The 12,920-nt window shown below is 59.9% G+C and carries 17 protein-coding genes; 9 read left to right on the forward strand and 8 right to left on the reverse strand.

Features of this window, described 5'->3' with window-relative positions:
* Both PMI03_RS10735 and PMI03_RS10740 read right to left on the reverse strand, forming a co-directional pair.
* Window positions 1–736 (reverse strand): tannase/feruloyl esterase family alpha/beta hydrolase (locus PMI03_RS10735; RefSeq protein ID WP_007692837.1); only part of this gene is annotated, 736 nt, incomplete at its 3' end.
* Between the two features lie 353 nt (window positions 737–1,089).
* Window positions 1,090–2,049 carry a zinc-binding alcohol dehydrogenase family protein gene (locus tag PMI03_RS10740; RefSeq protein WP_007692838.1) on the reverse strand — a complete coding sequence of 320 codons (960 nt, stop codon included), beginning with the start codon at window positions 2,047–2,049 and terminating at the stop codon, window positions 1,090–1,092.
* A 62-nt stretch (window positions 2,050–2,111) separates the two neighbouring features.
* On the opposite strand from PMI03_RS10740, the gene PMI03_RS10745 reads away from it, so the two are divergent.
* From PMI03_RS10745 to PMI03_RS10780, 8 genes are all read left to right on the forward strand, one after another.
* Window positions 2,112–2,621: a MarR family winged helix-turn-helix transcriptional regulator gene (locus PMI03_RS10745; RefSeq protein WP_409033798.1), complete on the forward strand. Its 510-nt coding sequence runs from the start codon at window positions 2,112–2,114 to the stop codon at window positions 2,619–2,621.
* Between the two features lie 113 nt (window positions 2,622–2,734).
* Window positions 2,735–2,956: a hypothetical protein gene (locus PMI03_RS10750; RefSeq protein WP_007692842.1), complete on the forward strand. Its 222-nt coding sequence runs from the start codon at window positions 2,735–2,737 to the stop codon at window positions 2,954–2,956.
* Between the two features lie 193 nt (window positions 2,957–3,149).
* A complete protein-coding gene (pqqA, locus tag PMI03_RS10755) occupies window positions 3,150–3,245 on the forward strand; it encodes a pyrroloquinoline quinone precursor peptide PqqA (protein WP_007692844.1) in 96 nt (31 codons plus the stop codon).
* Between the two features lie 25 nt (window positions 3,246–3,270).
* A complete protein-coding gene (gene pqqB, locus PMI03_RS10760; RefSeq protein WP_039973788.1) occupies window positions 3,271–4,179 on the forward strand; it encodes a pyrroloquinoline quinone biosynthesis protein PqqB in 909 nt (302 codons plus the stop codon).
* Complete coding sequence (gene pqqC, locus PMI03_RS10765; RefSeq protein ID WP_039973790.1) at window positions 4,139–4,903, forward strand: pyrroloquinoline-quinone synthase PqqC; 765 nt, start codon at window positions 4,139–4,141, stop codon at window positions 4,901–4,903. The genes pqqB and pqqC overlap by 41 nt, the downstream gene beginning before the upstream one ends.
* Window positions 4,900–5,199 carry a pyrroloquinoline quinone biosynthesis peptide chaperone PqqD gene (gene pqqD / locus PMI03_RS10770; protein WP_007692851.1) on the forward strand — a complete coding sequence of 100 codons (300 nt, stop codon included), beginning with the start codon at window positions 4,900–4,902 and terminating at the stop codon, window positions 5,197–5,199. The genes pqqC and pqqD overlap by 4 nt, the downstream gene beginning before the upstream one ends.
* Complete coding sequence (gene pqqE / locus PMI03_RS10775) at window positions 5,196–6,320, forward strand: pyrroloquinoline quinone biosynthesis protein PqqE (RefSeq protein ID WP_007692853.1); 1,125 nt, start codon at window positions 5,196–5,198, stop codon at window positions 6,318–6,320. The genes pqqD and pqqE overlap by 4 nt, the downstream gene beginning before the upstream one ends.
* A 233-nt stretch (window positions 6,321–6,553) precedes the next feature.
* Window positions 6,554–7,294 (forward strand): hypothetical protein, encoded by a 741-nt coding sequence (locus PMI03_RS10780; RefSeq protein ID WP_007692856.1) that lies wholly within the window; start codon window positions 6,554–6,556, stop codon window positions 7,292–7,294.
* 7 nt (window positions 7,295–7,301) lie between these two features.
* Here PMI03_RS10780 and rpsU read toward each other — a convergent pair whose 3' ends face one another.
* From rpsU to PMI03_RS10805, 6 genes are all read right to left on the reverse strand, one after another.
* Complete coding sequence (gene rpsU / locus PMI03_RS10785; protein ID WP_007692858.1) at window positions 7,302–7,541, reverse strand: 30S ribosomal protein S21; 240 nt, start codon at window positions 7,539–7,541, stop codon at window positions 7,302–7,304.
* Window positions 7,542–7,582: 41 nt separating this feature from the next.
* On the reverse strand, window positions 7,583–7,735 hold the full coding sequence (locus PMI03_RS31615) for a hypothetical protein (protein ID WP_007692860.1): 153 nt from the start codon (window positions 7,733–7,735) through the stop codon (window positions 7,583–7,585).
* A 275-nt stretch (window positions 7,736–8,010) separates the two neighbouring features.
* Window positions 8,011–8,748 carry a molybdate ABC transporter substrate-binding protein gene (locus PMI03_RS10790; RefSeq protein ID WP_007692862.1) on the reverse strand — a complete coding sequence of 246 codons (738 nt, stop codon included), beginning with the start codon at window positions 8,746–8,748 and terminating at the stop codon, window positions 8,011–8,013.
* Window positions 8,745–9,530 (reverse strand): ABC transporter ATP-binding protein, encoded by a 786-nt coding sequence (locus PMI03_RS10795; protein ID WP_007692864.1) that lies wholly within the window; start codon window positions 9,528–9,530, stop codon window positions 8,745–8,747. The genes PMI03_RS10790 and PMI03_RS10795 overlap by 4 nt, the downstream gene beginning before the upstream one ends.
* Complete coding sequence (locus PMI03_RS10800) at window positions 9,520–10,554, reverse strand: iron ABC transporter permease (protein ID WP_007692866.1); 1,035 nt, start codon at window positions 10,552–10,554, stop codon at window positions 9,520–9,522. The genes PMI03_RS10795 and PMI03_RS10800 overlap by 11 nt, the downstream gene beginning before the upstream one ends.
* Window positions 10,551–11,648 carry an ABC transporter substrate-binding protein gene (locus PMI03_RS10805; protein ID WP_007692868.1) on the reverse strand — a complete coding sequence of 366 codons (1,098 nt, stop codon included), beginning with the start codon at window positions 11,646–11,648 and terminating at the stop codon, window positions 10,551–10,553. Before PMI03_RS10805 ends, PMI03_RS10800 begins: the two co-directional genes overlap by 4 nt.
* A 346-nt stretch (window positions 11,649–11,994) precedes the next feature.
* On the opposite strand from PMI03_RS10805, the gene PMI03_RS10810 reads away from it, so the two are divergent.
* Window positions 11,995–12,801: a 3-methyl-2-oxobutanoate hydroxymethyltransferase gene (locus PMI03_RS10810; protein WP_007692871.1), complete on the forward strand. Its 807-nt coding sequence runs from the start codon at window positions 11,995–11,997 to the stop codon at window positions 12,799–12,801.
* The last annotated feature ends 119 nt before the right edge of the window (window positions 12,802–12,920 follow it).

The raw sequence follows: 12,920 nt of genomic DNA on the forward strand, positions 1-12,920 counted from the left end.
GCGGCAGCCGCGCCGCCGTCAGGATTGCCTTGCCGTCGGCGCCGGTATTCGAGCGTGCCTGCCAGGCATGGTAAAGGCCATTCTGAACCTGGAAGTTCATCGCGGGTGCACCGGCGATGATGCCGTCGAAATCATCCGGATAGCGCTGCGCTTCCATCAGCGCCTCGCGCCCGCCATCGGAGCATCCGTTGAAATAGGAATGGCTGGGGCCGTGGCCATAATAGGCTTCGATCAGCTTCTTGGCTGTGACAGCGGTGAGGTGAACGGAGCGGTAGGCGAAGTCCTGGCGCTTCTGCGGATCGCGGCCGAACTCGCCGCCCATGCTGTCATGTCCCATATCCGTGCTCGCGGTCACGAAGCCGTTGCTATCGAGCACGGCGCATCCGTCGGCAGCACCCGCTTCCATCGAAATGTGGCCGCAAAGGCCGCCGCAGCCGATCTGTAGATATCGCTGTGTCCAGGTGGATGTCGGAAGTTCGACCTTGAAGGTGATCGTCGGGGCAAGGATGCCTTCTACGGCGCATGTCGTGATCGCTCCCTTGGTGGTCTCAGCGGCCTTGACCACATGGCTGCCCGCACCGCCGATGGCCGTCAAATCGGTCTGTGCCAGGCTCGCGCATGATACCGTTGGCTTGACGATGCCAATCGGATCAGCCGCCCATACAGGGCTAGGCTGCATGGCAAGAGCCAGCAGCGCGCCTGCGATCACGGCGCGAAATGCACGATTCTTCTTCATTCGATGGCCTCCCTGGATCCATTGAGCGGCCGTTCGCCGCATTGTAAGGCAGCCTGGCTGCGTGCGACCTCCGCCCGGATCGACAAGGCAGCATGCTTGTCTTCCACGCGTGCTCCCATTCAAAAATGGGTGATTGATCATAAGAAAAAGCTATAGTGGATGTTGCTGGCGTTCGCGAAAGCTGTTCGCGAACAGCGCGTTGCCATGAAGAGCGTGTTGCGGAGTTCGACTCGATAAATGCTCCGGTCTTTCTCTCCGTGTTGATCACCTCTGGCCATGTAACCCGCACGACGCTCGTCCGGATATTTCGAAAGCCCGGTCGATAGCAAACCGGTTATCCGTAGCAGTCGCTCCTAGTGTCTGATCGTAAAGACCGTACGCTGATTGCTGTCGTCGAGCGGCCACGCCTTCTCGACCTCGGAAAGTGGAGCGATCGTCGTGGCGATTTCGAAGTCTCCGGGGACGGTTGCCTGGAACAGTTCGGCGATCGCGTTGACAAGGCGGTCAAGAGAGATGCTGCCTATGCCGCTGCCCATCAGGGTAATGGCGGATGATCGCAGCACGGCCCCTGGAAGGCTGATGTCGGCACCGCTGATTGCGCCGATCTGGACGTAGCGGATCGGCACGGCATCCTTGCCGGCCTTTGCGGCAGAGCTAAGGAGGCTTTCCGCGCTTTCGCCCCACAGGTAATCGAGAACAACATCCACGCCGCCGGCGAACTGTTCCTTGAATGCGGCTTCCAGGGTCGGTTTGTCCTGGGTGAGGGGAATGGTCACGTCCGCGCCGAGCCTTTCGAGGGCCTTGAGACTGTCGGCGTTCCGGCCCGTTGCGATGACTTTGGCAGCGCCCAGATATTTAGCGATCTGGACGGCGAGCCGGCCTGACGTTCCGGTTGCGCCATTGATCAGAACGGTTTCGCCCGGCTCTAGCCTCGCACGCTCTCTAAAGGCCGCCCAGGATGACATTCCCGGGTTGGCGATGGCCGCCGCTGTCACATCGTCCAGATCGTCCGGCAGCGCAATGCAGCGGTTGGATGGCACGGGTGCCATGTCCGCCATGCTGCCATAGGGCGCACGCGGCAGAACAAAATAAACGCGCCTGCCGTCTTCCAGTCGCCCTACGCCGTCGATTCCGACCACAAAGGGGAATTGATTGGCGGAACTGTAGTGCGCGCCTGACGCCCGGCTCTTGACGATCTGGCTGATGGCAACGGCGCTCACATGCACCAGGTTCTCGCCAGCCGATAGAACAGGCTTCTCGAAATCTTCATAGGCAGGCTGTTGGCCGGCTCCTCGCACGATGGCTGCCTTCATGGCATATCTCCTTTTCGATCATGCAAATTAGGTGTATAATGCACACATAAAGGAGATCGTTGGTGATGGCAAGAAATAATGTGCAAAATACACATATTAAGTCCCAGTTTCGGAAGCTTCATGCAGCGGTGCTGGATATCGTTGCCGTGATAAACCGGCCTCAGGGTGACGAGGCGCTGATCAGGGAGGCCGGAATTCCGCTCGATCGGGCGCTTTTCCCGCTGCTGGTTCTGATCGAGCGTTTGGGTCCGATCGGTGTCGTCGATCTGGCGGATCGTGTCGGCCGTGACCACACGACCGTCAGCCGGCAGGTGGCGAAGCTGGAGAGCCTAGATCTCGTGGTGCGCCAGGCCTCCGCCGTGGATCGCCGCGTACGCGAGGCTATTATTGCGCCGAAGGGAAAGATCATGACGGATGCGGTAGACGGCGCGCGTGACAGGATCGGTGGCGCAATCCTTGAATCCTGGGATGTCAATGATATCGATGATCTCGTCCGGTTGATGCGGAAGTTTGCCGATGCGTTGAATGGCGATTTGTCTGCGGCGTCGCTGCAGACGGCCAGGAAAAAATAGCGCCGATAGTATTTTCTATATATCTAATATTATAATGCCCTTGTGGCAGCTTGTCTGACATAAATATCTTATCGTCAAACACGCCAATTGTGCCGGGAAAGGAGAAGAGCGCGATGATCCGAAGATATCTCAGCAAGCATGACCATCCCTTGGATTCGTTGGATCTGGACCTTTGTCAGCGCGCTTTTGATGCTCTTTTAGTCGAATTGAAGCTTACGAAAGACAGTGAGGAGGCGGAGCGGGTGGCGGCGCTGATCATTGAATTATATCGCCAAGGGATACACGATGAGCGCCAGCTTGCCATTCTGGCAGGAGGGGCTGGTAGAAAAATCTGAGGCCGCGATGTGCGGATTGCGGGGGACTGGCTTTCTCAAATCGTCGCGAGGTCGTTTTTCTAAGCAATTTATTGTGATCAAGAAGGTCGGGAACGGCGTGGCATTAACAGCATTAAACGACGACCATCCGAAATTGCCCTAGCGGGCAATCGAGTCTAATCTTGCACTGCAAATCTCATGAAAGGAACGACCAATGAAATGGCATGCTCCGAAATTCGTAGAGGTAAGCTGCGGCATGGAAATCAACCGGTATGCGCCGGCCGATGGTTCCGAGCCGATCCTGTTCTGATCGCTGATCATCTGAAAGCAACAGATTGACTGTTCGATTTCTTGTGCTCGGCGCCGCCGCCGGAGGGGGCTTGCCGCAGTGGAACTGTGGCTGCCCAAACTGTGCGGCGGCACGACAGGGTACCCTTGCTCCGCAGACGCAATCGTCGCTGGCGGTCAGTGTCGATGGCCGCAACTGGTTGGTCGTGAATGCATCTCCGGATATCCGCCAGCAACTATATGACCGGCACGCTCTATGGCCGAAAGACTTGCGCGATAGCCCGATCAAGAGCGTTGTGCTAACGAATGGCGATGTCGATCACGTCGCGGGGCTTTTGACGTTGCGGGAAAAGCAGCCCTTTCAACTCCTCGCAACAAAGGCGCTGCTGGAGACGCTGGAAGAGAATCCGATTTTCAAGGTTCTCGATCCCGCCCACGTTAAGCAAAAGCCGATTGAATTGGAAACGCCGTTCTTTCCGCTGGATGGACTTGAAACAAGGCTCTTTGCCGTTGCCGGCAAGGTTCCGCTTTATCTTGAGAAGGGCGAGCCGGAGCTTGGGCTCGAAGGCGAACAGACCGTTGGCATGGAGTTTCGTGTCGGCGACAGGCGTATCTTCTACATTCCGGGCTGTGGGGCGATCAGCCCCGCTTTGGCGGATCGAATCGCCGGCGCGGATCTGCTGTTCTTCGACGGTACGGTCTTCACCGATGACGAGATGATCAGGACGGGCACCGGCCAGAAGACCGGCCGGCGGATGGGGCACATGCCCATCAGCGGCCCCGACGGCAGTCTCGAGGCATTGTCCCGCCTGTCGATCGGGCGGAGCATCTATATTCATATCAACAATACCAACCCGATCTGGCGGGCTGGATCGGAGCGCGCCGAGCTTGAGCGACACGGCTTCGCGGTCGGCTATGACGGAATGGAGATCACGCTTGCAACAGGCAGCCAATAGAGAAGCGTTCGAAGCGCGCCTGCGCGCGGTCGGCGAGGTGCGCTATCACGACAAGCACCCGTTTCATCAGCAATTGCATGGCGGTCAGTGCAGCATGATCCAGGTGCGGGCCTGGGTCATCAACCGGTATTATTATCAAAGCCGTATTCCGATGAAGGATGCCGCTTTCCTGTCGCGTTGCGAGGATCCGCAGCTGCGGCGGGCATGGCGCAATCGCATTGAGGATCACGACGGCGGTGTTGACGAAGGCGGCGGGATACGCCGCTGGCTGAAGCTCGCCGAGGCGGTGGGGCTTGATCCGGACTATGTCGCTTCGACACGCGGCGTGCTTGCCGGCACGCGGTTTGCGGTCGAGGCCTATGTTCATTTCGTCCGCGAAAAGCCGATGCTGGAAGCGGTTGCCTCCTCGCTGACGGAGATGTTCGCTCCGGCCATCCACGCCAACCGTATCGCCGGGCTGATCGAGCATTACGCCTTTGCCAATGACAGCGCGCTTGCCTATTTCCGCCAGCGCCTCAACGAAGCGCCGAAAGAGGTGGCGTTCGGCCTGAACTACGTTCTCGACCATGCCGACACGCTGGAAAAACAGGATGCTTCCGTTGCTGCTCTGACCTTCAAGACCGATGTCCTCTGGTCGCAGCTGGATGCGCTTTCCCACGCCTATGTTAGCCCCGGGCTTATCCCGCCTGGCGGCTGGGATGGGCGCGAAGGGGTGATATTATGAGTGAGGACGACCCCCTCAAGATCGACAGCCGGACCATTGCCAAGCTCGCGCGCGGCGTCAGGCTGCGCGAGGATGCGGCTCGCGGACAGACGATCCTGCTTGCGCCCGAGCGCGCGCTTGCATTGGATGAGATCGCGGTGGCGATCGTCAAAGCCCTCGACGGGGTGAGAACGCTGGACGACATCGCCGCCGGATTCGCGTTGCAGTTCGAGGCGCCGAAGGAGGAGATCCTCAACGACGTGATCGCCTTCATCCGCGATTTTTCCAGCCGCCGAATGCTGGAGCTGAGCCGGTGAGCGAGCATCTTGAAACCAGCAATGGCAAGGAGCGCCGCATCGCCGCGCCGCCGCCAATAGCCATGCTGGCGGAATTGACGCATCGCTGCCCGCTTGCCTGTCCCTATTGCTCCAATCCGCTGGAGCTGACCCAAAGCCGCGACGAATTGACGACTGAGGAATGGCTATCCGCCTTCCAGCAGGCGGCCGAGCTGGGTGTCCTGCACCTGCATCTGTCCGGCGGAGAACCGGTCGCGCGCCGTGATCTGGCTGCGCTGACCAAGGGTGCCGCCTCCTATGGCCTCTACACCAATCTCATCACCTCCGGCATCGGGTTGACGCAACCGCGCCTCTTGGAACTGGCGGATGCCGGATTGGATCACATCCAGCTTTCGATCCAGGGTGCGACACCCGAAATGGCGGATCATGTCGGCAATTATAAAGGCGGCTATGCCCGCAAGCTGGCGGTTGCCGGCTGGGTCCGCGAGAGCGGCATTCCGCTGACGGTCAACGCCGTTTGCCACAAGCAGAACATGGATCAGATCAGCGACATGATCGCCACTGCGGTCGAACTCGGTGCGCGCCGGATCGAGATCGCAACCGTGCAGTTCCATGGTTGGGCCGAGAAGAACCGTGCCGCGCTGATGCCGACGCAGGCGCAGGTCGAGCGGGCGACGGCGCTGGTCGAGGAGGCGCGCAAGACACTGGACGGCATTCTGGTCATCGACTATGTGCCCGCCGATCACCATTCCCGCTATCCGAAGGCCTGCATGGGAGGCTGGGGTCGCACCGGGCTCAATATTACGCCATCGGGGCGTGTGTTGCCTTGCCATGCCGCGGAGACGATTCCATCGCTTGCCTTTGACAATGTGCGGGACAAGCCGCTCGCGGACATCTGGTATCACGGCAGCGCCTTCAACGCCTATCGCGGTGACGACTGGATGCAGGAGCCCTGCCGCAGTTGCGCGCGAAAGCATGTCGACCACGGTGGCTGTCGTTGCCAGGCCATGGCGCTTGCGGGCAGCGCGGAAGCAACCGATCCCGTCTGCATCCATTCACCGTTTCATCAGGATATCGCGACTCGCGCCGAAGAAGACGGCCTCAGCGAACCGCCCGCTTTTGTCTATCGGGGTCGCGCCTGATCAGCCCGCGACGCCGGGCTTTAGCCGTCATCAAGCAACTGCGGCAAATGTGCACCGCAGCAAAAAACTTGAACCCAGAGGGTTTACAAGCCGTCCCGCGGATGGGATCGTTTTAGTGAGAGTTGGCTGATATGCGAGGAGTCTCTTCCTCGCGTGGTGCGATGCAGGTGCCTGATGGGTGCCGATATGCATCGCTGGATCGGCACCTAACAACCAAATCAAGCCGAGGCCGAATGCGGTTTTTCGCATCGCGCTTGGCTGTCGGCGCAGCACTTTGGCGCGCTGGCGTTGATACAAACGCTGATTGGGCTTTTGTGATGAGACTTGTTTTAACGCGCGTTTTTCTTGGCGCCTTTGTCGGCACAGCGTCGTTTTCACAGGCGGCTTACGCCAGCGATCTGTTGATCTGGACGCCGGTCAAGGTTGCTCCTCGGACCTATCAGACGACGATCGGCTTTCGGTTGCCGATGGCGTGGGAAATGAGCGCGGGCGCGGATATCGGCCTTGGAAGCGCGCCCGGTGGAAAAATCCTGAGCGGTTCCGAACTTGCCACGTTCTGGGGAAGGGCAGTGGACGACAGCCGTAACTTTGCCAGCAAGTCGCGTCGCGAAATCGCGCTGCGAATAGACACACTGAGAGGGAGCGGAACGCTGTATCTTGGCCGTTCGCGAAACTGGATCGTTTCGAAAGATTTCGATATGCAGACAACACGCGCGCTGAATGTGAATTATGTGGGCGCGCAGAGCCAGCCGGCATCCGTCACCGCCTCGCAGGGTGTGACGATGATTTTTCCCTGGACCGGCACATCGATCTCGGCGAACGGTGCTGTGACGGACCTTAAGGGTACCGTCTCAAGCACGGTGGCTTTCAATCAGCCGATCGCGCCCAACCTTAACTTCACTGCATCCGTCGTCGATCCGCTGGCTTTAACGCCAGCGGGCAACGTGAATGTGAATTATCGCATCAAATGGTAGGATTTTGTCAGCGCGCCGGCGGTGCCTTCCGCTTGGGGCCGGGAATCAGCCCTTCGCGCTGCATCTGCTTGCGCATCGCTTTGCGATGCCGGCTGATGGCCTGCGCCTTTTCCCGGACGCGGCGTTCGGACGGCTTCTCATAGGACTGCCGTGCCTTCATTTCCCGGAACAAACCCTCGCGCTGCATCTTCTTTTTCAGAACCCTGAGCGCCTGTTCGATATTGTTGTCTCTGACCAGAATGTGCATTTGTTCTCCTTGTTGTTGATGTTGATAAAATCGTTGCCCCGTCAGCCGAGTTGTTCGGCGACCAGCTTCTCAAGCTCTTTGCGCGTGAGAAGGCAGGGGTAGGGTTTCCAGTTCTTGTCGGGCCGGTTGACGGCCTCGTTGCGTTCATGCGGCTTCACCACCGCAAGCGCGGCAGCGATATTCGTATTGTTCAATAAATTTCCTCTGCTGGTCATTCGACCAGCGTCAATGACAATGGATAGTGGGAGCGCCGTCACGCGAGAGTGCGGAGGGCACGGGAGCTACGGTTCAAAAAATTGCAGCGGCTAGTTTCAAGCTACGGCTTCGAGGCGCTACGGATAGTAACGCGGGATCGCAGTCCTCGTTGCGGTATATAGGGATCGCGCAACGGTGTTGCAAGCGAGAACATCAAAGCGTGTCTGTGCTTCGACGTTCCGGCCCAACCGATTGGCATGATGGGCTATCATGTTCATACGGGCTCAAACCCATTCCGTTCCAAGATTCGCTGACCATGGCTGGACAACAGAAAGTCTCGGAGTTGCCCAGCCTCTGCGCAAGCGCCTTTGCGAATCGTCACGCCATATTCGATGATCGGCGAGAATTCTTCCGGAAGCGCGACGACACTGAATGCTGGATCACTCTTCAAAAGGCGGGCATTCGAATAATAGCTCAGGGAGAGGTCGGCTTCACCATCGGTTATCGGCCAGCCGGCGCCCTTGCCGGGCGGCGTCGGCGGCGAGTTGCGCCCGCCGACCAGTTGCCGGGCGCGGGACTTGAGCGGTTTGCCAAGACCAGAATGCTTGGCTTCGATCAGGTCGAAGACCTCGAAGGCATAGTCGCCGGCGGGGTCATCCCCTGGCGTCGACGTACCGATCTTGATCCTGGGATCGGTGATGACGCCGAGAAGGTTCGCAGTCGTCAGGCCGAGGTCGCTGCGCGCGAGTACGCAAAGCCTGTTGCGGGCGAAACAGACCGCATCGTCTGTAATCCCCTGTGCCGCCAGATGGCGGGGATGCGCCATGTTGGCCGAGGCGAAGAGATCGAAATACGCGCCCGCCTCGATGCGCTCCCGCAGCAGACCGGCGGGGCCGAGGGTCAAGGATATCGGGACATCGTTCAGCTCGCCGAACGCTGCGATGATCGCCGGGAAAGCGTACCGCATGCTGCCTGCGGATAGGATGCTTAGCGGCTGAGCAGGCTTGGTCATGGATTTCTTCCTTTCCGATCCCTTTGCCGGAATAGCGGTACGAAAGAGGCAATTTCCTGGCTGTCGCCCAGGCGTGCGGAGCGCACCGGAATGCCGTAGAGATCCTCGAGATTGGCCTCATTGAGGACCTCGTCCGTTGCGCCGACGATGATGCGCGCCCGATCGAGCATCAGCAGTGAGCGGTCGGCGACCGCCAGCGCGTGGTTCGGCTGATGCGTGGTGAAGGCGATGGCGAGATCGTCGCGATCCGCCAGTTCGCCGAGCAGCGAAAGCACGACGTCCTGGTTCTTGAGGTCGAGCGCCGAAGCCGGTTCATCGAGAAGCAAGACGACGTTTTCGCCGGCGAGTGCGCGGGCAATCAGAACGAGCTGCCGTTCACCGCCGGAGAGCGTGTTGATGTTGCGTGATGCGTAATCCGCCATCCCGGTGGTGCGCAGTGCCTCCATCGCCTTTTCGATATCGGTTTTGCGTGGCGTCTGGAACAGCGCGATGTGCCGGGCGCGGCCCATGAGCACCACGTCCAGCACTGAATAGGCAAAGGAGCCGGAGAACTCCTGCGGTACGAAACCGGTGCGCGTATTCAGCCCCAGCTTGCCGGAGGTTGGCTTCAGAAGGCCGGCCAGTACCCGCAGCGGCGTCGACTTGCCCCGGCCGTTGGGACCGAGAATGGCGACGATCTCTCCCGCCTTCAGACCGAGGTCGAGGTCGCGGAATTGCCAGCGCATGCCGTCATAGGATTGGCTGGCGGCTTCGATCCACAACATTGCCTGATCAGATGCCACGGATGCCTCTCTGGGTTTGCCACAGAACGAGCACGAAGATCGGCGTGCCGATCAGCGCGGTGAGAATCCCGAGCGGGATTTCCGTGCCGGTCGCGGTGCGCGCGATATCGTCGATGACAAGCAGGTAGAGCGCGCCGATGATCAGCGACGCGGGCATCATCGCCCGATGGTCGGAGCCAACAAGCATCCGTGCCATATGCGGCACGATGAGGCCGACCCAGCCGATAATGCCGCTGACGGCCACCTGCGCCGCGACGATCGCGGAGACGAGGATGAGGATCAGCCAGCGCAGTGGCTCGACGCGGACGCCGAGGGCGCGCGCCTCTTCGTCGCCGATCGATAGAAGATTGATACGCCAGCGCAAGCCCAAAAGCAGGATGCTGCCGATGAGGACCGGTCCGGCGATGAGGGAGAGCTTTTCCCAATTGGCCGTTGCGAAACTGCCGAGCAGCCAGAAGACCATGGCCGGCAGCTTGTCTTCGGTGTCGGCCACATATTGGACGAGGCTGACGAGTGCGCCGAAGAAGCCACTGATCACCACACCAGCCAACACCAGCGCCAGAATGTTGCGCCGTGCCACGACGCCGTTCAGCGCATAGACGAGGACAAGAGCCGAAAGCCCGAAAGCGAACGATGTGGCGAGCAGGCCGGCCCGCGAGAGGCTCAGGAGGATGGCGAGCGTGCCGCCGAAGGCCGCGCCTGAGGAAACACCCATGACCTGCGGGCCGACCAGCGGATTACGAAAGACGCCCTGCAGCGTCGCGCCGGAGAGCGCCAGGCCCGCGCCCGACAGCAGCGCAAGCAGGATGCGCGGCAGGCGCACGGTGAAGACGACGTTCGCCTCGGTCGGAGTTACGGGCATTTCAGGTGGAAAGACTGGTACCAGCAGGATCTGCACCACTCGGGCGAAGGAGATGTCATAGCGACCGACGCCGAGGGAACCGATCGCCACGATGACGAGCATGGCGGTCAGGATACCTATGGCCACCCGAGGCGAGCGGGGCGAAAACACGTCCCGGCTCATTGGCCCGGGCGATAGTCTGTGCGGTAGAATTCCTTGTAATAGGCGTCCGCCTGTGCCTGCATATCGATATCCGCAAAGCGGTCGGGATAGAGCGTCTTCGCCATCCAGAGTTCACCGAGCGCCATGGCTTCCGGCATCGGATACCCCCAGGCCTTGGCATATTCGGGCATCAGATAGATTTTCCCGTTCTTGACGGCATCGATCGTCTGCCACGGTGCCGCCGTCTTGATCTCGTCGACCACGGCGGGATAGCGCTCCTGCACGAAGATTACGGCCGGGTTCCAGGTAAGCACATCCTCCATCGACACCTGCTTGAAGCCGGCGATCCCGTTGGCGACGTTCCTGGCGCCGGCGCGCTCCATCATCAGGCCGGTATATTTGCCGCGTCCGTAGGTGGTGAGGTCGGGATTGGCCATATAGACCGGCACGCGCTTGTCGTCAGGAAGATCGGCGAGGCGATCGGCGATGAGCTTGCGGGTCTTCTTGGTAACCGTGATCATCTCCTCGCCCTTGTCCTTGCGGTCAAGAATATCGGCGATGAGCCGCACGCCCGTCGCAAACCCGGCATCGATCGCGGCGGGTTCGTCCTTGACGCTGGGATTGAGCTTCACCGCTTCCTGCGGCGGCACGTCGAGAAGCGAGATGGCGACGACCGGCAGGCCGGCATCCTCGATCTGCTTTATCATGTCGGCCGGCGCGTAATTGGTGACGAAGACCACGTCGGGCTTGAGCTTCAGCAGCTCCTCGATGTTCACCTTGGTGAGGCCGCCGGGCATGGCAAGCTTCGGAAGTTGCGGTGCGAGCCGCACATAGTTGGCGCCGAGCTGCTTCTTCCAATCATCGAGCACCCCGACCACCTTGTCCATCGCATCGAGCTGGACGGTGATATTGAGCGTCTGGTGCTGCAGGATGACGACCCGGTTGACGGTATCCGGGACATGCACCTGGCGGCCGATCTGGTCGGTCACGACGCGATCCGCAAGGGCGGGAGTCGCAAGCAATAAGCTGCTGATCACAAAGGCGATTTTAGTGATGAAGGCGATACGGCTGCGGCTCAAGACGAGGTCCTCCTGGAAGAGGTCGACCGCTAGCATGATATCCGGACGGATACAACGACGTTATATCCCAATGAATATCTCGCTGGTCGTGAAGATGGAGATGGGTAGATGATATATTCCATCATTCATGAGATGGGGATTTGACGTTTTTTGATAGATTCAATCACGTTTGCATTGAGGCTGACGTAAACCCGGCCTATCCTTCGAGCCAAGAGGTAGGACACGCATTTTGCGTATTGCGGGAGGCTGGAATGATCGAAATGAGGAAGGGAGACCGCTGCCTGTTTACGGCCACCGTGTCCGTTACCTTTTTGCATACATCGCGGGACGCGCAATCGCCGCTTGCCGTGTGAATGGCCCATCTCTTTCCGAGGAAAATTCCATGAAAAAACACAGTCGCGCGACCGTCGCCGATCTCCTGGCGATGAAAGGCAGCAGACAGCTCACCATGTTGCGCGTGACGTCGCTGGCTGAGGCTGAAGCGGCCGAGAAGGCGGGGATCGATATCGTGTCTGTCCCGCCGGCGCTGCTCGGTCCGGCTTTCCGCGAGGTCGCCCCCACGCCCTTTGCCATTCCCGGTCTTGAATATGGCGACTATGTCTCGGCGGAAGAGTATATGCGCGAGGCTTTCAAGGCGCTGAGGGCAGGCGGCGATGCGGTCTATTGCGCTGCCGGGTTGCCGACGATCCGGCGGATGCGCGAGGAAGGCATTCCGGTCTGCGGCCATGTCGGTCTTATTCCATCCAAGGCGACCTGGACGGGTGGTTTCCGCGCCGTCGGCAAGACGGTGGCAAGCGCCCTCGAGGTTTGGCGGCAGAGCAAAGCGCTGGAGGAGGCCGGCGCCTTCGCCGTGGAGATCGAGGTGGTGCCGGCTGGCGTCGCTGAAGCCATCAGCCGGAATACGTCGATGCTGATGATCTCGATGGGGGCGGGAAGCGGCTGCGATGCGCAGTATCTTTTTGCGGACGATGTGCTCGGCAGCCATGGCGGCCACTATCCGCGCCACGCGAAAAAATATCGCAACTTTGCCGTCGAGTATGAGCGGTTGCAGCGTGAGCGCATTGCCGCATTCAGCGAGTTTGCCGCGGATGTCCGGTCTGGTGCCTATCCGGAAAGGCAACATCTCGTTTCAATCGAGGATGGGGAACTGCAGGCTTTTCTGCGGCTTCTGGCCGATGGCGACCGGTAGGGATGCAACCAGCAACCCTCCACAACATGTCGATGAATTTCAAGCAGATGAGAGTAGAATGACGCATTATGTACTGAGGGTCACCTGTACATCCAGGCGCGGGATTGTCGCAGCGATCG

Origin of the sequence: Rhizobium sp. AP16 (assembly GCF_000281735.1) — a bacterium.
In the GTDB taxonomy this organism is placed as follows: domain Bacteria; phylum Pseudomonadota; class Alphaproteobacteria; order Rhizobiales; family Rhizobiaceae; genus Rhizobium; species Rhizobium rhizogenes.

Coding starts and splice junctions, on each gene's coding strand:
- PMI03_RS10780 (WP_007692856.1), top strand. CDS start 6,554: ATGCGGTTTTTCGCATCGCGCTTGGCTGTCGGCGCAGCACTTTGGCGC.
- PMI03_RS10750 (WP_007692842.1), top strand. CDS start 2,735: ATGATCCGAAGATATCTCAGCAAGCATGACCATCCCTTGGATTCGTTG.
- PMI03_RS10790 (WP_007692862.1), bottom strand. CDS start 8,748: ATGACCAAGCCTGCTCAGCCGCTAAGCATCCTATCCGCAGGCAGCATG.
- PMI03_RS10740 (WP_007692838.1), bottom strand. CDS start 2,049: ATGAAGGCAGCCATCGTGCGAGGAGCCGGCCAACAGCCTGCCTATGAA.
- PMI03_RS10805 (WP_007692868.1), bottom strand. CDS start 11,648: ATGCTAGCGGTCGACCTCTTCCAGGAGGACCTCGTCTTGAGCCGCAGC.
- rpsU (WP_007692858.1), bottom strand. CDS start 7,541: ATGCACATTCTGGTCAGAGACAACAATATCGAACAGGCGCTCAGGGTT.
- pqqD (WP_007692851.1), top strand. CDS start 4,900: ATGAGTGAGGACGACCCCCTCAAGATCGACAGCCGGACCATTGCCAAG.
- pqqC (WP_039973790.1), top strand. CDS start 4,139: ATGACGGAATGGAGATCACGCTTGCAACAGGCAGCCAATAGAGAAGCG.
- PMI03_RS10810 (WP_007692871.1), top strand. CDS start 11,995: ATGAAAAAACACAGTCGCGCGACCGTCGCCGATCTCCTGGCGATGAAA.
- PMI03_RS10800 (WP_007692866.1), bottom strand. CDS start 10,554: ATGAGCCGGGACGTGTTTTCGCCCCGCTCGCCTCGGGTGGCCATAGGT.
- pqqA (WP_007692844.1), top strand. CDS start 3,150: ATGAAATGGCATGCTCCGAAATTCGTAGAGGTAAGCTGCGGCATGGAA.